The 20,620-nt window shown below is 72.4% G+C and carries 21 protein-coding genes; 7 read left to right on the forward strand and 14 right to left on the reverse strand.

Going from position 1 to position 20,620, the window contains the following annotated elements; translation table 11 throughout:
- Positions 1 to 88: 88 nt before the first annotated feature.
- From AC0VY3_RS22865 to AC0VY3_RS22880, 4 genes are all read right to left on the reverse strand, one after another.
- The gene (locus tag AC0VY3_RS22865) at positions 89 to 1,576 is read right to left on the reverse strand and encodes an AMP-binding protein (RefSeq protein ID WP_103507663.1); all 1,488 of its coding nucleotides are present in this window, start codon (positions 1,574 to 1,576) and stop codon (positions 89 to 91) included.
- Complete coding sequence (locus tag AC0VY3_RS22870; RefSeq protein ID WP_103507662.1) at positions 1,573 to 2,418, reverse strand: MaoC/PaaZ C-terminal domain-containing protein; 846 nt, start codon at positions 2,416 to 2,418, stop codon at positions 1,573 to 1,575. Before AC0VY3_RS22870 ends, AC0VY3_RS22865 begins: the two co-directional genes overlap by 4 nt.
- Positions 2,415 to 3,674 (reverse strand): beta-ketoacyl-[acyl-carrier-protein] synthase family protein, encoded by a 1,260-nt coding sequence (locus AC0VY3_RS22875; RefSeq protein ID WP_103507661.1) that lies wholly within the window; start codon positions 3,672 to 3,674, stop codon positions 2,415 to 2,417. Before AC0VY3_RS22875 ends, AC0VY3_RS22870 begins: the two co-directional genes overlap by 4 nt.
- 93 nt (positions 3,675 to 3,767) lie before the next feature.
- A complete protein-coding gene (locus AC0VY3_RS22880; RefSeq protein WP_242743108.1) occupies positions 3,768 to 4,982 on the reverse strand; it encodes an aminotransferase class I/II-fold pyridoxal phosphate-dependent enzyme in 1,215 nt (404 codons plus the stop codon).
- Between the two features lie 416 nt (positions 4,983 to 5,398).
- Here AC0VY3_RS22880 and AC0VY3_RS22885 point away from each other — a divergent pair, with 416 nt between their 5' ends.
- A complete protein-coding gene (locus AC0VY3_RS22885) occupies positions 5,399 to 6,205 on the forward strand; it encodes an AfsR/SARP family transcriptional regulator (protein WP_103507659.1) in 807 nt (268 codons plus the stop codon).
- A 62-nt stretch (positions 6,206 to 6,267) separates the two neighbouring features.
- On the opposite strand, the gene AC0VY3_RS22890 is transcribed toward AC0VY3_RS22885, so the two are convergent.
- The 3 genes from AC0VY3_RS22890 to AC0VY3_RS22900 are packed head-to-tail and all read right to left on the reverse strand — an operon-like array spanning position 6,268 to position 8,273.
- The gene (locus tag AC0VY3_RS22890) at positions 6,268 to 7,023 is read right to left on the reverse strand and encodes an SDR family NAD(P)-dependent oxidoreductase (RefSeq protein WP_103507658.1); all 756 of its coding nucleotides are present in this window, start codon (positions 7,021 to 7,023) and stop codon (positions 6,268 to 6,270) included.
- Entirely contained in the window at positions 7,020 to 8,003 is a 984-nt protein-coding gene (locus AC0VY3_RS22895; RefSeq protein ID WP_103507657.1) for a 3-oxoacyl-ACP synthase III family protein, read from the reverse strand. Before AC0VY3_RS22895 ends, AC0VY3_RS22890 begins: the two co-directional genes overlap by 4 nt.
- Before the next feature lie 9 nt (positions 8,004 to 8,012).
- Complete coding sequence (locus tag AC0VY3_RS22900; protein ID WP_030084112.1) at positions 8,013 to 8,273, reverse strand: acyl carrier protein; 261 nt, start codon at positions 8,271 to 8,273, stop codon at positions 8,013 to 8,015.
- 205 nt (positions 8,274 to 8,478) lie between these two features.
- Between AC0VY3_RS22900 and AC0VY3_RS22905 the strand changes: the two genes are divergently transcribed.
- From AC0VY3_RS22905 to AC0VY3_RS22930, 6 genes are all read left to right on the forward strand, one after another.
- Positions 8,479 to 9,363 (forward strand): class I SAM-dependent methyltransferase, encoded by an 885-nt coding sequence (locus AC0VY3_RS22905; protein WP_030084110.1) that lies wholly within the window; start codon positions 8,479 to 8,481, stop codon positions 9,361 to 9,363.
- A gap of 5 nt (positions 9,364 to 9,368) precedes the next feature.
- The gene (locus AC0VY3_RS22910; RefSeq protein WP_103507656.1) at positions 9,369 to 10,880 is read left to right on the forward strand and encodes a flavin-containing monooxygenase; all 1,512 of its coding nucleotides are present in this window, start codon (positions 9,369 to 9,371) and stop codon (positions 10,878 to 10,880) included.
- Positions 10,881 to 10,920: 40 nt separating this feature from the next.
- On the forward strand, positions 10,921 to 12,429 hold the full coding sequence (locus tag AC0VY3_RS22915; RefSeq protein ID WP_258047053.1) for an FAD-binding protein: 1,509 nt from the start codon (positions 10,921 to 10,923) through the stop codon (positions 12,427 to 12,429).
- Positions 12,430 to 12,495: 66 nt separating this feature from the next.
- The gene (locus AC0VY3_RS22920) at positions 12,496 to 13,005 is read left to right on the forward strand and encodes an SRPBCC family protein (protein ID WP_103507654.1); all 510 of its coding nucleotides are present in this window, start codon (positions 12,496 to 12,498) and stop codon (positions 13,003 to 13,005) included.
- Entirely contained in the window at positions 13,002 to 13,883 is an 882-nt protein-coding gene (locus tag AC0VY3_RS22925; protein WP_103507653.1) for an alpha/beta fold hydrolase, read from the forward strand. Before AC0VY3_RS22920 ends, AC0VY3_RS22925 begins: the two co-directional genes overlap by 4 nt.
- 106 nt (positions 13,884 to 13,989) lie before the next feature.
- The gene (locus AC0VY3_RS22930; RefSeq protein WP_475550467.1) at positions 13,990 to 14,742 is read left to right on the forward strand and encodes a 4'-phosphopantetheinyl transferase family protein; all 753 of its coding nucleotides are present in this window, start codon (positions 13,990 to 13,992) and stop codon (positions 14,740 to 14,742) included.
- Here the strand turns inward: AC0VY3_RS22930 and AC0VY3_RS22935 are convergent.
- The 7 genes from AC0VY3_RS22935 to AC0VY3_RS22965 form a co-directional block, all read right to left on the reverse strand.
- Positions 14,732 to 15,724 carry an AraC family transcriptional regulator gene (locus tag AC0VY3_RS22935; RefSeq protein ID WP_103507155.1) on the reverse strand — a complete coding sequence of 331 codons (993 nt, stop codon included), beginning with the start codon at positions 15,722 to 15,724 and terminating at the stop codon, positions 14,732 to 14,734. The genes AC0VY3_RS22930 and AC0VY3_RS22935 overlap by 11 nt on opposite strands.
- 163 nt (positions 15,725 to 15,887) lie before the next feature.
- On the reverse strand, positions 15,888 to 16,397 hold the full coding sequence (locus AC0VY3_RS22940) for an anthrone oxygenase family protein (protein WP_475550468.1): 510 nt from the start codon (positions 16,395 to 16,397) through the stop codon (positions 15,888 to 15,890).
- Between the two features lie 56 nt (positions 16,398 to 16,453).
- Positions 16,454 to 17,059: a hemerythrin domain-containing protein gene (locus tag AC0VY3_RS22945; RefSeq protein WP_181010829.1), complete on the reverse strand. Its 606-nt coding sequence runs from the start codon at positions 17,057 to 17,059 to the stop codon at positions 16,454 to 16,456.
- Positions 17,060 to 17,230: 171 nt separating this feature from the next.
- The gene (locus AC0VY3_RS22950) at positions 17,231 to 18,058 is read right to left on the reverse strand and encodes an NmrA family NAD(P)-binding protein (RefSeq protein ID WP_103508760.1); all 828 of its coding nucleotides are present in this window, start codon (positions 18,056 to 18,058) and stop codon (positions 17,231 to 17,233) included.
- Between the two features lie 118 nt (positions 18,059 to 18,176).
- On the reverse strand, positions 18,177 to 18,641 hold the full coding sequence (locus AC0VY3_RS22955) for an anthrone oxygenase family protein (RefSeq protein WP_475550469.1): 465 nt from the start codon (positions 18,639 to 18,641) through the stop codon (positions 18,177 to 18,179).
- 124 nt (positions 18,642 to 18,765) lie between these two features.
- Positions 18,766 to 19,362, reverse strand: a complete 597-nt coding sequence (locus AC0VY3_RS22960; RefSeq protein ID WP_103508758.1) for a hypothetical protein — start codon at positions 19,360 to 19,362, stop codon at positions 18,766 to 18,768.
- A 77-nt stretch (positions 19,363 to 19,439) separates the two neighbouring features.
- The gene (locus AC0VY3_RS22965) at positions 19,440 to 20,606 is read right to left on the reverse strand and encodes an ROK family glucokinase (RefSeq protein ID WP_103508757.1); all 1,167 of its coding nucleotides are present in this window, start codon (positions 20,604 to 20,606) and stop codon (positions 19,440 to 19,442) included.
- Between the last annotated feature and the right edge of the window lie 14 nt (positions 20,607 to 20,620).

Genomic DNA, 20,620 nt, shown 5'->3' on the forward strand with positions numbered 1-20,620 from the left:
CCTTGGCGGGTCGCTCGTACGGGGTTCTCGGGTGGTGCGGGGCCTGCCGGCGGCTGCCGGGCGGTCCGCGGAGGGCGGTCGGGCCGGGTCAGGACGCGGTGGCGGCGGGTGCGGCCGCGGTCCGCGCGATCGCGCGGCGGTCCACCTTGCCGGTGCTGGTACGCGGCAGGGGCTCGGTCACGGGGACGAGGAGACCCGGTACCCAGCCGCGGGCCAGAAGGGCGGTGCAGTGCCTCTTGAGGTCGAGGCTGTTGGCGGTGGAGGCGTCCTTCAGCCGTACGACGGCGACCAGGCGGCGGCCCTCGACCGGGTCGGGGACGGTGGTCACCCCGGCCTCCAGCACCTCGGGGTGTTCCAGCAGCACCTGTTCGACCTCGCCGGTGTTGACGGCGACGCCCCGGATCTTGACCTGGTGGTCCAGTCGGCCGACGAGCCGGAGAGTGCCGTCGGCGTCCCTCTCGACCAGGTCGCCGGTGCGGAACCACCAGGTGCCCGGGCCGCTGCCCGCCGCCGGGTCCAGGACGAACTTCTCGGCGGCCCGGCGCGGATCGGCGTACCCGGTGCTCTGGAAGGGCGTGGAGACCTCCAGTTCGCCGCGTCCCGGTCCGCTCAGCAGCCGGCCGTCGGAGTTCCGCAGCCTCAGGCGTACGCCGGGGAGCGGGCGGCCCAGCGGCATCGGGGCGGACTGCGGGAGGCTCCGGTCGACCTCGTGGATCAGGCTGTCGTTGGTCTCGGTGCAGCCGTAGATGTTGTGCAGCCGGGCGCCGGGGGCGAGGTCCACGAGGTCGGCGAACGCCTGATCGGGCATCACGTCGCCGGTGAACGCCGCGTGCCGGACGGCCTCCAGCGGGCCGCCGCCCTCCACGCGGGCCTGGGCGCCGACCAGGGCGTAGAAGAGCGGGACCGCCTGGACCACCTCGATGCGGTGGGTGCGCAGCAGGCGGAACAGTCCCCGGCCGCTGGCCGCTGTCGCCGGGTCCACAAGAACCACCTGGCCGCCGTGGGCGAGGGTGGTCCAGACGTCCAGCAGGCAGAGGTCGAAGTTGAGCGGGGCGTAGTTGAGGACCGGGGTGGACTCGGCGATGCCGAAGGCGTCCGCGGCCCAGCCGGTGAAGGCCTCCACGGCCCGGTGCGGCAGCGGGACCGCCTTGGGGATGCCGGTGGAGCCGGAGGTGGTGAGGACGAGGGCGGTGCCCGGCGGCACCGCTCCCCCGCCGCGCTCCGGATCCCTCGCCGTGACGGCCGGCCCGGCGAGCGCGTACCGGCAGCCCGCCTCCGCCATCACCGCCGCGAGGTGGTCGGGCGGCAGGGTGGGCGAGGGCAGCAGCGCGGGGCGGCCCGTGGCCAGGCAGGCCAGGACGGTGGCGACGGTGCCGGGCGACTTGTCGTCGAGCACGGCGACCGTGGCCCCGGCGGGGACGTGTTCGGCGAGCCGGGCGCGGGCGGCGGCGGTCGCGTCGGCCAGTTCCCGGTAGCTGGTGGGGCTGCCGTTCCACCACAGGGCGGGGGCGTCCGGGGTCTTGTCGGCCCAGCGGAGCACGGATTCGGCGGTCTCGCCGTGGCGGGTCCGGGTCATCGGCCTGCTCCCGTCCCGGGGCCCAGCCGGAGCCAGCCGCCCTTGACGGCTGCGGCGCCCCCGGACCGTACGGTGAAGGCGACGACGTCCCCGGCGGCGGGCGTGAGGTCGAGGGTCGTTCCCGCGCCGGGCGGGACCGGGCGGGCGAAGCGCGCGCCGATCGCCCGGACCCGGTCGACGTCTCCGTCCGCGTACCGCTCGGCGGCCTCCTCCACGGCGAGTGCCACGAGGCTCATGCCGTGGGCGATGACATCGGTGAACCCGGCCGACCGGGCGGCCTCCGGGTCGAGATGGACGGGGTTGAGGTCGCCGGCCGCGCGGCCGTAGTCGGCTATCCATTCCCGGTCGATCCCGAGGTCACGGCTGACCGTGTCGCCCGGCGTCTCCTGACGCACCGAGGCCGTGGGGACGAGGGTGCCGCGCGGTTCGGCCGCCCGGATGCCGGCGAGCAGGATGTGGGCGGTGAGCCGGGCCTGTTCGGCGCCGGTCGCCCGGTCGGTGAGCGTGGTGGTCAGGACGAGCCGGGTGCCCTTGGCTTCGACGCGTACGGCGTCCAGCGCGGCGGACGCGTCGAGCGGGGCGCCGGGGCGCGGCGGGTGGTGCAGCTCGATCTCCTGGGCGAGGTGGACCAGGGAGTACGGGCCGTGGCCGGCGGCGAGGCCGGCGACCGTGCGCTCGGCGAGCGGATGGGTGAGGACGAAGGCGGCCAGGGGCCCCGCCCCGGCCCGGACGGGTGCCGGGCGGTCCAACGCCCGACGGGTGACGGTGCGGTAGCGGCGGGCGGCGTCCGCGTCGAGGAGCGGTGCGGACGGGTCGAGCGCGGAATCGGGCAGGGTCGTCATGCGGGGGCCACCACCAGACTGCTGTTGTGGCCGCCGAAGCCGAAGGAGTTGGTCAGCGCGGGGCCGGTGGGGACAGGCCGCGGGGTGCCGTGGACCACGTCGATCTCCATCTCGGGTTCCGTTCGTGTGTGGTTGGCGGTGGGCGGCACCGCACCGGCGTTCATCGACATCACGGCGACCACGAGTTCGACGGCTCCGGCCGCTCCGATGAGGTGGCCCAGCACGCCTTTGCTGGCGGTGACCGGCGGGCCGTCCGGCCCGAACACCTTGGCCAGGGCAGCGGCTTCGGCGCGGTCGTTGTGCACGGTGGCGGTGCCGTGGGCGTTGACGTGGGCGATGTCCGAGGGGACGAGACCGGCGTCGGCGAGCGCGCCGGTCATGGCTTCGGCGGCGTACGCCCCGTCGGGGTGCGGGGCCGAGAGGTGGTGGGCGTCCGAGGTGGCGGCGTATCCGGCGACCAGGCCGTGTGCCCGGCCGCCCCGGGCGCGCACGTCGGCCGCCCGCTCCAGGACCACGAAGGCGGCGCCCTCGCCCATCACGAAGCCGTCCCGGCTCTCGTCGAACGGCCGGCACGCGGTGGCCGGTTCGGTACGGAGGGAGGCGGCGTTGAGGTTGCCGAACCCGGCGAGGGTGATCGGTGTGAGGGTCGCCTCGCAGCCGCCCGCGATCACCACGTCGGCGCGGTGGTCGCGGAGCATGGCCGCGCCGATCCCGATGGCGTCGGCCCCGCTGGCGCAGGTGGTGGAGACGGTGAGCGCGGGTCCGTGCCAGCCCAGTTGGAGGGCGATCTGGGCGGCGGCCGCGTTCGGCATCGTCATCAGGGGCATCAGCGGGCGGACCCCACCGGGGCCCTTCGCCGCGAAGTTGACGGACTCGGCGTCGCTGGTGCTGCGGCCCCCGACGGCGTTGCCGACGACGATGGCGCAGCGGGCGGCGGGCGCCTGCGGCAGCCCGGCGTCGGCGTGGGCGGCCAGCGCCGCGGCGAGCCCGTAGCGGGCGAAGGGGTCGAGCCGCCGGGCCGCCTTGCCGGCCAGCGCCTCCTGCCAGGGCAGGCCGTGGCCGGTGAGCTCGGGCACCCGGCAGCCGATCTTGATGCGGTGGCCGGTGGTGTCGAAGTGGGTGAGGCCGACTGCGAGGGACCGGCCCGCGGACACCGCGGTCCACAGTTCCTCGGGGGTGAGTCCGGCCGGGGTGACGGCGCCGATCCCGCTGATGGCGATGTCCGGCCGGGCGGAGCGTTCCGCTTCGGTGCGCATGGTCCGTGTGGTTCCTTCCCGTTCCGGTGACCGGCCGTCGGCCGTGGACGAGGTCGCCGCGCTCGCGTGGGTGCGCGGGCGGCGCCGGCGGTGTCAGCCCGTCAGCAGGCCGCACTCTCCGGCGGCCTTGAGGAACGCCTCGGCGGCGAGGTCCACGTCGGTGTCCGTGTGCCGTGCGGTGACGGCGATCCGCAGCCGGGCCAGGTCGCGCGGTACGGCGGGGGTGACCACGGGCAGCCCGATCACGCCCAGGCGACGCGCGGCGGTGGCCAGGTCGTAGGCCGACTCGTCGCTGCCCGCGATGAGCGGCACGACGGCGGTCTCGCTGTCGCCGGTCCGCATGCCGCCCGCGGTCACCAGCTCCCGGAACCGGGCTCCGTACCCCTGGATGCGGGTGACGCGCTCCGGTTCGGCGCGCAGCACGCGCAGCGCCTCCAGGGCGGCGCCGGCCGAGGCGGGCGCGAGGGCGGCGGAGAAGAGGAACGGCCGTGCGGCGTAACGGAGATGGCCGATCAGCTCGGACGATCCCGCGACCCAGCCGCCCATGGAGGGGATGGCCTTGGACAGGGTGCCGAGCTTGACGTCCACCCGTACCCGCCGGTCGAAGTGCTCCTCCACGCCCAGTCCGGTACGGCCGATGACGCCGAGGGCGTGGGCCTCGTCGGCCATCAGGAGCGCCTCGTGGGCGTCGCAGACCTCGCGCAGCCGGGGCAGCGGTGCGATGTCGCCGTCCATGGAGTAGACGCTGTCGACGATGACCAGACGGACTCCGCCGGGGGCGGCGGCCTCCATGCGGCGGGCCAGGTGCTCGGTGTCGTTGTGCCGGAACCGGACCACGGTCGCCCCGCTGAGGCGGCAGCCGTCCACGATGCTGGCGTGGGCGTACTTGTCGACGAAGACGGTGTCGCCGGGGCCGACCAGGGCTCCGATCGTGCCCACGTTGGCGGCGTAGCCGGAGCCGAAGACGATGGCGGACTCCCGCTCGGCGACGGTGGCGACCTCGTCCTCCAGCTCCTCGTGGAGGGGGATGGACCCGGCGAGGGCGCGTACTCCGTGGTTGCCGGTGCCGTAGCGGGCGGCGGCGGCCTGGGCGGCGGCGACCACGCGCTCGTCGCCGGCCAGCCCCAGGTAGCTGTAGCCGGACATCATCAGCAGGCGGCGGCCGTCGAGGTCGACGTAGGCGGTGTCGCGCTCGGCGGTGTAGGGGACGAAGCTGTTGCGGCGCTCGGGCTCCGACTCCAGCGAGGCCACGCGCCGCCCGGTCGCCTCCAGTTTGTGCGCAATTCTCCCCCACGCTGCGGATGCCATCGGCCGTCCTCTCATTGGTGACTGCCATTGCACATAGGTGCAACGAATCTGATGCGTCTCGAATTCAACGGACCTCTCGCAATCGAGGCGCAACACGGGAGCAAGATCAAACAGTCACCGGAGGATTTGCCTGTGCCGGAGACTCCGATTCATCGGGCGTTAACTGATGCAACTTAATGGCGCAGTTGACACACACTCTTTTTGAACGAGAATGCTGTTTACTCAGCCGTGGAGAAGAATTGACCAAGCTCCTTCCGGATCACCGCAGCCCTCCCACGGGATCCTCACGTGCGCCACTCGGCCCACGAGCCACACGCTGAGGTATACGCACGGAACCGCACGCACGCCAGACAGTCGACTTCCGTCATCCATGCCGCCGGGGAAGTCGCCGCAACCTCTTCTTGGGGGGATCGATCGTGCTCATCAGGCTTGTCGGCCTCGTCTCCATCGAACATGAATCCGAAGCCCCACGGGTACTGGCCAGCCATCAGGCACAGATCGCCCTGGCCCGGCTCTGCCTGGAACGTCCCTCCGGCATAGGCCGGGAGCAACTCGCCGACACCATATGGCCGGACGGCCTGCCCAGCACCTGGGCCTCGGCATTACGCAGTGTCGTCAGCCGCCTCAGAGCCTCCCTCTCGGAGGGGGCCAGCGCCGAGCCGGCGGTGATCGCACACGGCGGACGCTACCTGCTGCGACTGCCGGAGGAAGCCCAGGTGGACGTGGAGCGCGCGGAGCAGGCCGCGTTCACCGCCGCCGTCGCCCACCGCGAGGGCGACCACAGCACCGCGCAGCGGCTCGCGACCACCTCCGTGTCCTTGCTGCGGGGCCCCTTCCTCGCCTCCCACGAGGGCGAGTGGGTGGAGTCCGTCCGGCGTCACCTCAAGGATCTGCGGGTCTCGGCCCTGGAGACCGCGAGCAGTTCCTCGTCCGCTCTCGGCGACACCCACCACGCCCTGCGGTACGCCGCGGAGGCGGTGCGCCAGGCTCCGTTCCGGGAGAGCGCCTACCGCTGCCAGATGACCGCGCACCGGCTGGCCGGCAACAGGGCCGAAGCCCTGCGGATATACCAGCAGTTGCGCGTCGTCCTCGCCGAGGAGCTGGGCTGCGACCCCAGTCCGGAGAGCGAGGCCGCCTACCTCGGTCTGCTGGACCGGAGCCGGCTGCCGGGGGCTTCGCGCCGGACGGAGTGGGAAGCGATGTCAACACACCGGCTGAGCTGATCCCCGGCACGGCAGTGGGGAGGGACGCGATCTCGCGTCCCTCCCCACTGCCGTGTACCGGCTCACATGATGGAGACACCGCTGTCGATGCTGACCACCTGTCCGGTCATGCAGTCCTGGTCGAGGAAGAGGGAGACGCTGCGGGCGACCTCCTCGACCGTGACGAACCGCGGGACGGGCGCCTTGCGCGCCATGTCCGACACGATGCTCTCCGGCAGCTGATCCGTCATGCCCGTGATCATGAATCCGGGTGACAGAGCGTTCACCGTGACCCCGCGCCGGCCGCACTCCGCCGCCAGCGCCCGGGTCATCCCCATGACACCCGCCTTGGAGGCCGAGTACGCGGTCTGCCCCGCCGTGGCGATGAAGCCCGACGGCGAGACCACGTTGACGATCCGGCCCCAGCGCTGCCGCAGCATGGCGGGCAGCGCCACCCGGCTGGTGTGGAACGACCCCAGCAGGTTGGTGCGGATGACCTCGTGCCAGTCGTCCGGGGACTGCATGGCCATCAGGGCGTCCTTGCGGACGGCCCCGTTGTTGACCACCACGTCGATCGGACCGAGCGCCGCCTCGACCTCCCGGTAGAGACGCTGGGTCTCCTCCCACGAGCCGACGTCCGCGCCGACGACGACCGAGTCGTTCGTCAGTTTCCCGCTCACCGCCCGGGCCTGGTCGGCCGAGCTCCGGTAATGGACGGCCACCCGACAGCCCAGCGCGTCCAGTTCGACCGCCAGCGCCTGCCCGAGGCCGCCCGAGGCGCCGGTGACCAGGGCCACCGGCGCCTCGGGCCTCTTGCCCGCCTGCTTCGCTCCGCTCACGTGGCTCCTCCCCAGCGCATCAGGATCGATCCCCAGGTCATGCCCGCCCCGAACCCGGCGAGCAGGACCAGTTCCCCGGCCTTGATCCGGTCCGCCTCCAGGGCCTCGGTGAGGGCCAGCGGGATCGAGGCCGACGCGGTGTTGCCGTACCGGTCCAGGTTGGTGATCAGGGACTCCGGACGCAGACCCGAGTGCTGCACCACGGAGTTGATGATGCGGATGTTCGCCTGGTGCGGGATGACGTGATCAACCTCCGCCGGAGCGATTTTCGCGCTCTCCAGCGTCTCGCGCACCGTCCGCACCGTGTACCGAACGGCGTTCAGGTAGATCTCGTTGCCCTTGATCTGGGCGAAGTGGAGCCCCTGCGCGACCGTTTCGGCTGTTGTGGGCATCCGACTTCCGCCCGCCGGCACCTTGAGTGCGTCCGCACACGACCCGTCCGCGCCCAGGTTCCAGGCCAGAACGGGATCTTCCGGGCCCGGCACGAGCACCACCGCGGCCGCTCCGTCACCGACGAGGATGGAGAGATCCCGGTCGGCGGGGTTGGCGGTCAGAGTGTGCGTGTCCGAGCCGATCAGCAGGATCGGGCGGCGGTCCATGCGCAGGATGCCCATGGCCGCGACCAGCCCGTAGACGAAGCCCGCGCACTCGGAGTTGACGTCCATCGCCCCGCCGCCGATGCCCAGTTCATGGTGGACGAAGGCGGAGGTGGCGGGAGACGGCTGCTCGGGTGTGGCCGTGGCCACGATGAGATGGGCGATGTCGGCGCCGGTCAGCCCCGCCCTGGCCAGGGCCGCGCGCCCCGCGTCGACGGCCAGGGACGCGGTGGTCTGCCCCGGATCGACGGCCCTCCGCTCATGGATGCCGCAGCGGCTGACGATCCAGTCCTCGTCGACCCCGAAGCGTCCGGCCAGTTCGGTGCTGGTGACGACCCGCTCGGGCAGGGCCTTGCCCCACCCCGCGATGGCGAATCCACTCATGTGCCCGCCTCAGGCCTCGGCCGGCTGCGGCGCCAGGTCGACCAGCTTCGCGTACACGTCCCGCATGGTCGTGCTGTCGTCCAGGTCCGCGAAGAGAGACTCGTCGGCGGGGATGTCGGGGTGCTCGTTCTGGAAGTTGTACAGCCACTCCATCAGGTCCAGCGAGTCCACCCCCGGGATGTGCCGGATCGGCGCGTCGGGCGTCACCTCGGTGGCTCCGGAGACGGCGGCGAGCTGCTCCGAGAGAACCTCGACAGTCGGCAGTGCCATGATTTGTTCCTCTCTCAACGCGACGTACGGTCGTGTCGGCATGCAAGCCGCTCCTCGCAATCGGACCGCAACAGAGCGGTCACACGCCGCTGTTGCGGACGGATTGCACAGGTCCGCTTGGCTCCCTCTCAGCACGGTTCAGGACCGGACAGCCGCAGGGCGCGCTCTGCGCCCGGTCGGCGCAAGCTGCGAGGAGAGGGCGAGGATGGCGACGATTGCCTCCCACACCGCGGAGCCGGAGGTGGACGCAGTCCGCCACCACTACGAGGTGGGAAACGAGTTCTACCGTCTGCTGCTGGGGCCCAGCATGATGTACAGCGGCGGCTACTGGCAGGAGGGCGAGGGCCTCACCGAGGCCCTGGACCTGGCCCAGGAGCGCAAGCTCGACGCGTTCGCCGAGCTGGCGGACGCGGCGGGCAAGGACCGGGTGCTGGACATCGGCTGCGGCTGGGGCACCCTGATGGACCGGCTGACGCGGAAGCACGGCGTACGCGAGGCGGTCGGCCTGACGCTGAGCCGTACCCAGGCCGACTTCATCGCGGGACTGGACAACCCGGCCCTCACCACCCGGGTGGAGAGCTGGTCGGAGCACAGCGCCCCGGGCTCGTACGACGCGGCGTTCTGTGTCAACGCGCTGGAGCACTTCGTACCGTCCAGCCTGTCGCCGAAGGAGCGCACCAAGCGCTACCGGTTCTTCTTCCAGCAGGTCCACGAGGCGCTGGTGCCGGACGGCCGGTTCGTCCTGCACACGATGACCGCCGAGGCCCAGCCGATCGGCCGGAAGATCCTGGCGGACCTCAAGTTCCTCCAGCGCTCCGAGTTCGCCGGCATGCACATCCCGCACCTGCACGAGCTGGCCGCCGCCGCCGAGGGCCTGTTCGAGGTGGTGGAACTGGTCAACGAGCGTGAGGCGTTCGCCCGGGCGTGCCGTGCCTGGCTGGTGCTGCTCGCCGAGCGGCGCGAGGAGGCCGTGGCACTGGAGAGCGAGGAGGTGGTGGCCCGCTTCGAACGCTACCTGGACATCTTCGCGTACACGCTGGAGGACCGCTTCTTCAACAACTTCCGGCTGACGCTCGCCCGCAAGGGGTGACCGGGATGGCTCAGGCACCCCTGGACCCGGCCCGCGATCTGCGGGTGGCGGTGATCGGCAGCGGCTTCTCCGGGCTCGGCACCGCGATCCGGCTCATGCAGCAGGGCATCGACGACTTCCTCGTGTTCGAGCGGGCCGACGAGGTCGGCGGCACCTGGCGCGACAACACCTACCCGGGCTGCGCCTGTGACGTGATGTCGCACCTGTACTCGTTCTCGTTCGCGCCGAACCCGAACTGGAAGAGCACCTTCGGCAAGCAGCGCGAGCTCCTCGACTACCTGCGCGACTGCGCCGACCGGTTCGGGGTGCGCTCGCGCATCCGCTTCCGGCACGAGCTGACCGAGGCCCGCTGGGACGATCTGCGCAAGCGGTGGCTGATCTCCACCACGGGCGGCGACTACACCGCCCGGGTCCTGGTCACCGGCACCGGCTACCTCAGCGAGCCGGCCATCCCCGACGTCCCCGGTCTCTCCGGCTTCCAGGGCGAGGTGTTCCACTCCTCGCGGTGGCGGCACGACCTGGACCTCACCGGCCGCCGGGTCGCCGTCATCGGCACCGGTGCGTCCGCGATCCAGTTCGTCCCCGCCATCCAGCCGGAGGTCGGACAGCTCGACCTCTACCAGCGCACCCCGCCCTGGATCGGCCCGAAGAACGACAAGGCCAACAGCGCCCTCCAGACGAAGCTGCTGACCTCCGTCCCCGGCTACCAGCGCTTCCGCCGGAACTTCAACATGTGGGGCCGGGAGATCCTGGCCTTCGTGATGGCCCGTCCGGCCGTCGCCGGGAAGATGCAGAAGATGGCGTCCGACCACCTCAAGAAGAGCGTCCCGGACGAGGCGCTGCGGGCCCGGCTCACCCCGGACTACGTGCTGGCCTGCAAGCGGCTGCTCTTCTCGAACACGTACTACCCCGCGATCCAGCAGCCCAACGTGGAGCTGGTCACCGACGGCATCGCCAAGGTCACCGCGGACGCGGTGGTCACGGCCGACGGCCGGGAGCGCCCGGTGGACACCATCGTGCTCGGCACCGGGTTCGAGGCGGTGCGCCGCCCGATCGCCGAGCGTGTCTTCGGCCGGGACGGCACCGGCCTCAAGGACACCTGGAACGAGGGCATGAGCGCGCTGCGCGGTACGGGCGTGGCCGGGTTCCCGAACCTGTTCATGCTGCTCGGGCCGAACACCACGCTGGGCCACTCCTCTCAGGTGATCATGATCGAGGCGCAGATCGCCTATCTCCTCGACGCCCTGAAGACGATGGACGAACGCGGTCTGGCCGCCGTGGAGCCACTGCCGGAGGCCCAGCGCGCCTACAACGACAAACTCGACCAGCGGCTGGACGGCACCGTCTGGAACGCCGGCAACTGCCGCAGCTGGTACCTCGACGAGCACGGGCGCAACCCGTCCATCTGGCCGACCTACACCTGGCGCTTCCGGCGGGCCACCAGCCGGTTCGAGCCGGCCGAGCACCTGCTGAGCACCAGCGAGGACCTGCGGGCCACCGCGCCCGCCGCGTCCTGACCGCCGTACCCGTGACCGACGAGACATGGAGTCCCTCCCCGTGAACCTGCACACCCCTTCCCGAAGAGCAGTGCTCGGCACGGTCGGCGCCGCCGCCACGGTGATCGGCTGGAACGCCACCACCGGCAGCTGGGCCCACGCGGCCGATCAGACGCGCCGCCCCGGCGACCGCGTCGTGGCCGTACCGCCGCTGGACGGCACGCTCACCACGGACACCAGCCAGTTCGGCTCCTACAGCCACGACTTCGGCCGACTGGTCAACGGCACCGTGCCCTGGGCGGTCCTGACGCCCGGCTCGGTCCAGGACATCGCCAAGATGATCCGCTACGCACGGACCAACCGGCTGAAGCTCGCGGTCAACGGCCGCAGCGGCACCGGCGGCGATCTGGAGTCCCACTCCTGCTACGGCCAGGCCGCCGTGCCCGGGGGCATATCGGTCAACGCCCGCGGCATGGCACGCATCCTGTCGACCGGCAGCGACTCCATCACCGTGGAGGCCGGGGCGACCTGGGCGGAGATCACCGACCACCTGCTGCCCCGCGGCCGCACCCTGCCCGCGCTGCCCGACTACCTGCCGCTCTCGGTGGGCGGAACGCTCAGCGTCGGCGGCATCGGCCTGACCATGGGCTCCGAGGGCCTCATCGCGGACACCGTGACCTCGATGACCGTGGTGACCGGGACCGGCGAGGTGGTCACCACCTCCAGGTACCGGCGATCCGACCTCTTCCGCGCCGCGCTGGCCGGCGGCGGTCAGGTCGGCGTCATCGTCAGCGTGACGCTGCGGACCGTGCCGGCCGCCGAACGGGCCACCGTCTTCAGCCTGTTCTACAGCGACGTCACGGCCTTCATGAAGGACTCGGAGATCCTGCTCGCCGACCACCGCTTCCAGATGCAGGGCGGCGAGATGGTCCGCAAGCCGGACGACTCCGGCTGGCGCTACAAGATCGAGGCGGTCGCCACGTACTCCGGCGGGCGCGTACCCGACCGGGCGCGGTTGCTGTCGGGCCTCAAGGACCTGCGTGCCGAGGCGCACATCGAGGACTTCGCGCTGCGCGACTACCTCTTCCGGCTGGACGGCTACGAGGCCTTCCTCAAGGAGGCGGGCCACTGGTTCGAGGCCAAGCCCTGGCTGAGCCTCTTCCTGCCGAGCTCCCAGGCCGCCCGCTTCCTGCGCCTGGTGGAGAGCCAGCTCACCACGGAGAGCCTGGGCGCCGGGGTGCTGCTCACCTACCCGTACCCGACGTCCAAGGTCACCGTGCCGATGGCGGTGCAGCCGAGGGACCGGACCGGATACCTCTTCGACCTGCTGCGCTTCCCGAACCCGGGGACCAGCGACGCGGAGATCGCGCGGATGGTCAAGCAGAACCGCTGGCTGTACGACCGGGCCGTGGAGCTGGGCGCCAAGCGCTACCTCGTCGGGGCGGTGCCGGACCTGACCGCCGCGGACTGGCGGCGCCACTTCGGCCGCAGCTACGGGACGCTGTGCGACGCGAAGCGCCGCTTCGACCCCGGCAACGTCCTCACCCCCGGCCAGGGCTTCTTCGGCTGACCGAGCACGGCCCCGGGCCGCTCCTGCGGGAGCGGCCCTTCCCGTTCACCCCAGGAGGAGGAGCAGTTGAAGAAGTACGAGCTGGTCGACGAGGCATTGCTCGCCGCCGGTCCGGACGCGGTCTGGGAGGCCCTGCTGGGCGAGCTCGCGGGCGACGCGCGGTGGTGGGTGCCGGACAACACCTTCGAGCCGGTGGACGGCTCCCCCGACCGGGTCGGCGCGCTGACCCGGATCACCGTCCACACCAAGGGCGTCGACAAGGGCGGCAAGAAGCTGCGGTTCACCGCGCGCACCACCGCCGTACAGCGGGCGGAGCGGCTGGCGCTGGAGTACGTGGAGGGGGCGTTCCGCGGTACCGCGGAGTTCACGCTCACCCCGCTGGAGGACGGCGGCACCCGGCTCGCGATGGCGTTCCGGGCCACCCCGCAGGGCCAACTCGCCCTCCTGGCGAACCTGGTGGACGTCGGCGCGATGCACACCCGGGCCACCCGCGCGGCGTTCGGCCGGCTGAACCTGCTGCTCGCCGCCGCCCCATCGGCCGCGCCCGCCGCTCCGGCCGCCGGGGGGACACGGTGACCGCGCCCGACGCCGGTGAGGTCTTCCTCACCGCCGAGGACGGAGGGCGGATCGCGGTCTCCGTGCTGCACCCGTTGGAGCACGGAGGCGACGAGCGTCCCGTGGTCGTGCTGGCGCACGGCTGGGGTGGCAGCCGCCGGATCTGGAGCCTGGTGACCGACCGCCTGCTGCGCGGCGGCTTCCCGGTCGTCCTCTACGATCTGCGCGGCCACGGCGCGTCGACCGTCGGGTCCTCCGGGGTGAGCGCGGACGCGATGACCGCCGACCTGGCGACGGTCCTCTCGTACGCCGGTGACGCGCCGATCGTCGTCGGCCACTCCGGGGGCGGGTTCGCGGCGCTGTCGCTGGCGGCCGGTTCCGGGCCGGACGCCGGCCCGGTGGGCCTGGTGCTGGTCGCCTCCGCCGCGCACGACCAGGACACGCCGGAGAAGGAGGCCGCCATGATGGAGGCCCCGCTCTTCTCCTGGGCGCTGCGGCGGCCCGCGCTCGGGCGGCTCCTGCTCGGCCAGATGACGGGTACGGCGCTGGATTCCCGGCTCCGGGAGGTGAACCGCCAGGTGTTCGCGGGGACCGCGCCGACGGTGCGCGCCGCCTGCTTCCGGTCCTCCCGGGGCATGGACCTGCGGGCGGCACAGGCCTCCGTGCGGGTTCCGGCCGCGGTCCTGGCCGGGGAGAAGGACAAGGTCATCCGGCCGGAGCTGGGGCGGGAGCTGGCCGCCGCGCTGCCGGACGCCACGTTCACCCTGCTGCCCGGTGCCGGACACGTCCTGCCGCTGGAGAGCCCGGACGCGGTGGTCGCGGCGGTGCTGCGGGTCCACGGGGCGTCGGCCGGCCGGTCCCGGAGCGACGGGGCCGTGAAACGGACGGGCTCCCGGTGACCGGTGACCCGCTGCGCTCCGCACCCCGGGGCCGGGTCCGGAAGGCCGCGCCCGGCGCGCGGGCTTCCGGGCACGGCCCCGGGGTGCTCGGGGCGGGCGGCAGGCCGTGATCGAGCGGGTCGTTCCGGAAGGAGTCGCACGGGCGGAGGCCTTCGACGACGCGTTGCCCGGCCTGCCCGATCCCCGGGAGCTGGCGTTGCTGCGCGGACGGCCCGAGGCGACCGTCCGGCGGTTCGCCGCCGCGCGGGCCTGCGCCCACCGCTGCCTGGACCGACTCGGCGTCGCACCGGGCCCGTTGCTGCGTACGGCGGAGGGCGGCCCGGCATGGCCGGCCGGTGTCGTCGGGAGCATCACGCACTGCGCCGGGTACCGGGGCGCGGTGGCCGCACGCGCCGAGGTGTGGGCGGCGCTCGGGGTGGACGCCGAACCGGCCCTGCCGCTGCCGACGGGGCTGCTGGGTCTGGTGGCGACGGACCCGGAGCGGCGCATGGTCGCCGAGCTGCTTCGGAGCAGCCCCGAAGTCCCCTGGGACCGGCTGCTGTTCAGCGCGAAGGAGTCGGTCTACAAAGCCTGGCACCCGGCCACGGGCCGCTGGATCGGGACGCTGGCCGTCGAGGTGGCGTTCACCGCCGACGGCCTGTTCACGGCCCGGGTGCGTCCGGGGCGTACGGAACCGCCCCCGGCGCGGCGGCGGCCCGCCGCGACCGGAAGGGGGGTGCCGCGACCGGTGGGTGGCGCGTACCCCTATGCGGGCCGCTGGCACGTCGGGGGCGGACTGCTGCTCACGGCCGTGGCCGTGCCGGGCTTCGCCCCCCGTCGGCCGGGTGTCTCCCGGCCGACGGCGCGGCTCAGCGTCTGAGCATCACCGTCCGGCCGTCGGAACCGGTGGCCGGGACCTGCTCCGAGCGTTTGCCCCGGCGGTACTCCTGCGGGCTGACGCCGCGCTCGCGTTTGAACGCGGCACTCAGCGCGAACGGCCCCGAATAGCCGACCTGTTCGGCGATCTTGGCGACCGAGAGATCGGGGTCGCGCAGCAGGTCGGAGGCGAGCGTGAGCCGCCATCCGGTCAGGTAGGACATCGGCGGCTCGCCGACCAGCTCGTTGAAGTGACGCGCCAGCTTCGCCCGGGACACCTCCACGGCGGAGGCGAGCGAGGCGACCGTCCACGGTTCGCTCGGCCGGTCGTGCAGCAGCATCAGCGCCCGGCCGACGACGGGGTCGCTCTGGGCCCGGAACCAGAGCGGCGCACCGGTGCCGGGCTCGGCCAGCCAGGACCGCAGCACATTGATCAGCAGCAGGTCGAGCAGCCGGTCCAGGACCACCTCCTGGCCGAGGTCCTCCTGGTCCATCTCGGCGGCCAGCATGCCGATCAGCGGCGTCCGGGCGGCCGATGCGGGCTGCACCAGCAGGGCCGGCAGGCTGGCGAGCAGCCGACGGCCGACCTCGTTGGGCGCCTGGTAGGTGCCGCTCAGCATCACGGTGGAGCCGGAGCGGTGCGGCTCGCCCCAGGTCCGCACGCCCAGCGACATCGTCTCCGTGACGTCCTCGCCGTCGGTGGTGCTGCACCGCTGTTCGGCGGCGACCGTGACGCCGGGCGGGGTGGCCGGGTCGTCGGCGAGGGTGTACGGCTCGGGGCCGCGCAGGACCGCGACGTCGCCGGCGGCCAGTTTGACCGGCTCGCCGCCTTCGCGGAGCACCCACGCCGACCCGTGCAGCAGGGTGACGAGCGACAGCGGGGCACGGTCCTCGACCCGCAGGCCCCACGGGGGGTTGAACACGGATTTCAGCAGAAAGGCCCCCCGCGCCTTGGGGCTTCCCAGCAGGCCGCTGAACGCATCCACCACAGTCACCTCATACCGTTTCGCCATCGTGGTCCCGCGAGTGGGTGCGGACCCGGCCGCCGACCACCGCACGGACGGTCCGTGAAGCTCGGTCATGCCCCGGGCCTTCTGCCAACGGCCCAAAACCTGCGGCGGTTCCCGGCTCCCCGCTCGACACTTCCCGTCACCACGCCCGGGAAACCGCCCGCCGCCGGGCCGCGTCGCCGAGCAGGACGAGAGCCCCCAGGCAGGCGGCCGTACGGACGGTGTTCGCCGTCCGCCACGGCCGCTCGTAGGCGGTCCTTGCAGCCGTCGCCGCCGACGCGGCCACCGGGGCGCCGCGGAGCCGACGGTTCAGCGGCAGGTTGGCGCCGATCGTCACCGCGACGCTCAGGCCGTAGAGCACCGCGGCGGCCCCCGCGCGCCGGGCGGCCGCGCCCCGCTCCGCGCGCCGGAGCCGGCGGGCCGCGACACCGGTGGCCACGAACACTCCGAGAAAGAGCGCCCCGAAGGAGGCGCTGTCGTCGAGGGCGTCGTTGACCCGGCGCATCGTGCTCACGAACGCCTCGTCGTCGCGGCGCGCCAGCGCGGGCATCACACCGACGTCGAAGGCGAGATACAGACCGGCCATCAGACCGGTGCCGACGGTGGCCGCGAGGAGTGCGGGGTCGGGTCGGGAGGAGGTGGGGCTCATGATGTCTCTCCGGTCGTTCGGTGGTGCGGGCCGCCGGCACCGGCGGAGGGTCCGGGTCAGGTGGGTTCCAGCAGTCCGGTGACGGAGCGGCGGTAGCGCTTCGAGAGCAGCGTGCGGCCGATCAGCCGCACCGGCGTCGGCATCACCCCGTCCGGGTCGGGGAGTCCGTCCAGCAGCCAGGGCGGCAGGATCCGCTTGACGCCGAAGGGAGCCGCGGCCAGGACGCGGCGTTCCAGAGCGGTGAAGACGTCCGGCGGCACCCTGGCGAAGACCGGGAACGTCAGTTCCTCCTCCTCGTGCAGGTGCCGGTGAAGGACGGAGTCGAACATGCCGACGGGGCCGTCCAGCGCCTCGGCCCGGCCCGCCTCCAGGGCCCGGGTCACCCGGAGCATGGAGTCGTCGAGGGCCACGTGGTCCTGGACCATGAGGTGCGATCCGGCGGCGATCTCGGGGGCGTGCTCGATCAGACCCGGCCAGAGGATCTCGTCCTCGGTACGGTGGTGCCAGTCGACGATGTCCCGGAACTGCCGCCACCACTCCGCGACCGCCGGCAGGCCGCTCGATGTCAGCAGCGGTACCGCGGCGACCAGTCGGCGGGAGTCACGTCGCAGCGCGAGATGCGTCTGCGCGAATCCGCGGAGGTGGCGGGGCAGTGCGCCCACACTTCTGCCCTCCCACGCCGGCCCGTCCATCGCGTCCCTCTTTTCTTCGGGCGCTCCGGCGCTGCGCTGCCGGGCTCCCGACTTGTCGGTATGTGGCAACACACGGTCCGCAGGGTGGTCCGCGGTCCGGTTTCCCGGTTCCGCGGACCACCGCTGCTCGTACGGGAGCGGTCAGGTGTTCCAGGCGCCGCCCGCGGCCGCCTCCTTGGCGTAGTCCGCGAAGTCCTTGGGCTCCCGCCCGAGCGCCTCGCGGACGCCGTGCACCACACTCGCGTTGCGGCCGTCGACGATCAGGGTGAAGAGGTCGGCGAACTCTTCCGGCTCGCCCAGCTCCCGCAGCGCCGCGCGGTAGTCGTCGACGCTGACCGGGATGTAGGTGATGGTACGGCCGGTGGCGGCCGACAGCTCGCGGACCACGTCGTGGAAGCTCAGCAGCCGCGGGCCGGACAGCTCGTACGTCTTGCCGATGTGGCGGTCGTCGGTGAGCGCGGCGACCGCGACGTCGGCGATGTCGTCGGCGTCCACGAAGGGCTCGACGGCGTCACCGGTCGGCAGCGCCAGCTCACCGGCGAGGACGGGGTCGAGGAAGAAGCTCTCGCTGAAGTTCTGGTTGAACCAGTTGCAGCGGACGACGGTCCAGTCGCAGCCGGACGCCTTGAGCGCGTCCTCGCTCGCGACCGCCCCTTCCTCGCCCCGGCCGGAGAGCAGCACGAGGCGCTTGACGCCCCGCTCCACCGCGACGGCGGCGAACCGTCCGATGGCTTCCTTGGCGCCGGGGAACGCCAGGTCCGGGTAGTACGTGACGTAGGCCGCGGAGACTCCGTCGAGAGCGGCCTGCCAGGTGTTCTCGTCCTCCCATACGAAGGGCGTCTCGCTGGAGCGCGAGCCGACCCGGGTCGGGCGGCCGAGCGCCTCCAGACGCTCGACGACGCGCCGCCCGGTCTTGCCGGTGCCGCCGATGACGAGGATGGGCGCTGTGTTCTGTCCGTGAGTGCTCATGACTCCATTAAAGTCTCCGGTTCGCAGACGGTGAATAGCTCACAGACTCAGTTTCATGCTTCATCGTCTCATCTCGGCGAAGCTTCACGTAGGTACCCATCCGGTCGGCGGCGGCCGCTCAGCCGGTGACGACCACGGCGACCAGGCCGAAGGCCGCGGCCGCGAACAGGGTGCGCAGCGCGTGCAGGGCGCTCCACCGGCCCTCGAAGGCCGTACGGGCGCTCCGCTCGTCGCCCCGCCCCTTCGACGACTCCAGCGCGTTGTTCAGCGGGACGTTGCCGCCCGAGGTGATCAGGTGCCCGACCAGGGCGCACCCGGCAGCGACGCCCATCAGGGTGGTGTCGCCGCCCGCCCGGCCGTCCGGCGCGACGAAGAACGAGGCCACGGGGAAGGCGAGCGATCCGAGGAAGAGGAGCAGGAAGAGCGGGCCGGGAACCTTGCGGTTCACCGCCCGCATGACCAGGGTGAACGACGCGTCGTCCACTTCTTTGAGCGCGGGCATGATGCCCGACATGAAAGCGACCATGTATCCGGCGTACAGGCCGGTACAGGCGAGGGCGAGGATCTCCAGAACTTCCGGCATGGCGATCATCATCGTCGCCGAGGAGGCTCCTTCGCAGGACATCTTTGAGACGAGCCGGGAACGCGCGGCCGATTCTCGGCCTGCCGGCGGCCCTCACCCCGGCCACCCTCCGTCGGGCGGGGGGTCAGGGGGTCGCCGCCGATACGACATAGACGACAGGGCTGGCCGGGTCGGTCATATTGACCGTGATGTTCAGCGTGGGGCGCGGCTTCTTGTTGCTGTGCGTGGTGCTGGCCCAGTACTCGCCCGGGCCGAAGGACCAGCCGGTGATCTTGATGTCGCGCTGGCTGATGTCGATCTCGCCCGGCTCCAGCGCCGCGCGCCCCGTGCCCACTCCGGACAGGAAGCGGTCGAGGCCGGCGGAGGTCGTCCGGAACTTCGCGTACATCCGGCTGGCTTTCCAGTTGTTCGTCTCGTAGTACTGGACGCCCTGGCCGTTGCCGGGGATCGGGATCTCGAAGATCCGGCGCTGCATCTTGGAGGGCCAGCCCTCGCGGAGGCCCTGGGCGGCGGCCTCGGCCTCCTTGTCCTGACCCGAGCGGCGGCTCTGGCCGGCCGAGATCAGCAGGTAGCCGGCCGGGATGCCGATCAGCAGCACGATGATCGTGGCGGTGATGAAGCGCCGCTTGAACACCCGCCGACGGCCCTCGGGCGGTTTGCCCTCGCCGTCGCCCGGAGACTCCGACTGGTGCGGCACCACGGGGTGCTCGGCTGCGATCATGATCAGGTGGTCCCTAGGTGCTGGGGCGACGTGACGAGACGTACGGATGGGTGGACGCCCGAAAGGGCGGTCGCGGTTCAGTCGGCGGTACGGGTGGACCGCGTGTTGCGGATGGTGCTCGCCGCCTGGTCGTAGATCTGGGCGTACCGCTCGTACCGCTCGACGCGCCGCCGGTTGGCCCGGCGGAATCGGCGGGCGACCAGCCGGGCCAGGTCCGCCGCGCCGACCATACCCGCCTCGGGGCCGAGCTGTGCCTTGGCGATCCGGGCCTCGGGGCGGTAGCCGCGGCCGGTGAGGTGGCGCTTGAAGGCGTCCCGGGCGGGGTTGATCAGGAGGTCGTCGGCGGCGCTGACGCCGCCTCCGATGACGAAGCAGGAGGGGTCGAGCGCGGCGGCCAGATTGGCGATGCCGACGCCGAGCCACTGGCCGATGTCCTGGAGGAGCTCGATGCACATCGCATCGCCCTCGCGGGCCAGTTCGGTGATGAGCGGCCCGGTGATGTCGGGGATGTTTCCCTTGACCCGGTCCAGCAGATAGTGCGCGACCGGGGAGTCGGCGGCGGCCAGCTCCTTGGCCTCGCGGACCAGGGCGTTGCCGGAGCTGTACTGCTCCCAGCAGCCCCGGTTCCCGCACGGGCAGCGGTGTCCCGAGGGCACGACCTGCATGTGGCCGAACTCACCGGCCACCCCGTACTTGCCGCGCTTGACCTGGCCGTCCTCCAGGATCGCGCCGCCGATGCCCGTACCGAGGGTGATCATGACGAGATGGTCCTCGCCGCGGCCCGCGCCGAAGCGCCATTCCGCCCAGGCGGCGGTGTTGGCGTCGTTGTCGACCATGACGGGGACGACGAGGCGGGAGGCGATGGCGTCGCGCAGGGGCTCGTCGCGCCAGGCGAGGTGCGGGGCGAACAGGACCTTGGAGCGGTCGGCGTCCACCCAGCCCGCCGCGCCGATGCCCACCGCGTGGACGTCGTGCCGGTCGGAGAGGTCCAGGACCAGCTCGACGATGGTGTCCTCGACGACCTTGGGGCTCTTGGACTTGTCGGGCGTCTCGGTCCGCAGCTGTTCCAGGATGTTGCCGTCGGCGTCGACGACACCCGCCATCACCTTCGTGCCGCCGATGTCGATCCCGACCGTGGGGACCCGGGGCGCGGTGAGGTGCGAGCGGCGTTCCTTGGTGCCGACGGTCTTGAGGACGGTGGCGCGGGCGGAGCCGCGGTGTGCGAAGTCGCGGTACGTGCTCATCGTCCCTGCGGGGT

The sequence above is a fragment of the Streptomyces sp. iso_384 genome (assembly GCF_056172905.1).